This window comes from Pseudomonas sp. SWRI154, from assembly GCF_014268645.1.
Classification (GTDB): Bacteria; Pseudomonadota; Gammaproteobacteria; order Pseudomonadales; family Pseudomonadaceae; genus Aquipseudomonas; species Aquipseudomonas marvdashtae.
In genome coordinates, this window is the sequence record NZ_JABWQW010000069.1 from 1 (window position 1) to 907 (window position 907).

1 protein-coding gene is annotated in these 907 nt (G+C 60.1%); it reads right to left on the reverse strand.

What is annotated here, in order from left to right; translation table 11 throughout:
• Window positions 1–907: immunoglobulin-like domain-containing protein (locus HU806_RS26175; protein ID WP_186615795.1), on the reverse strand; the 907-nt coding region annotated here is incomplete at both ends.

The window sequence follows — 907 nt, forward strand, 5'->3', positions numbered from 1 at the left end:
CGGTCGGTGTGGCGGTCAGCGTCACGGTGGTGGTGTCGTTGACGTCGCTGACGATGGTGCTAACCGGAGCGGTGTTTGGCGCAATGGCTTCCAAATTACCGCCCGATGCCGAGGCAATCGACTCGGTCACGGTGGTTGGACCTTGGTACACATCGTTGCCAACAGCCACGTCCAATACGCCGGAACTTGCGCCGGCAGCGATGGTGATGGTCTTGCCGCTTTCTAAAGTCACGGTCACTGGACCGTTTTGCGCGGTGACGGGTTTGCCGTCAGCACCGGTCAGCGTAGCGGTGTAAGTGATCGTGCCGTTTTCGTTCACGGTCGGTGTGGCGGTCAGCGTCACCGTGGTGGTGTCGTTGACGTCGTTGACGTTGGTGCTAACCGGAGTGGTGTTCGGTGCGATGGCTTCGAGGTTGCCGCCAGTGGCGGTACTGATGCTTTCAGTGACGGTGGTTGGACCTTGGTAAACGTCGTTGCCAACGGCCACATCCAATACGCCAGAGCTTGCGCCGGCAGCGATTGTGATGGTTTTGCCGCTGTCGAGGGTGACCGTTACAGGACCGTTCTGCGCGGTGACGGGTTTGCCATCGGCGCCAGTCAGGGTCGCGGTGTAGGTAATGGTGCCGTTTTCGTTCACGGTCGGATTGGCGGTTAATGTCACGGTCGTGGTGTCGTTGACATCATTGACCACGGTGCTGACTGGAGCGGTGTTTGGAGCGATGGCTTCGAGGTTGCCGCCCGATGCCGAGGCAATCGACTCAGTAACTGTCGTTGGGCCTTGGTACACGTCGTTGCCGACAGCCACATCCAGCACGCCCGAGCTTGCGCCCGCAGCAATGGTGATGGTTTTGCCACTGTCCAAAGTCACGGTGACCGGACCGTTCTGTGCGGTGACGGGTTTGCCGTC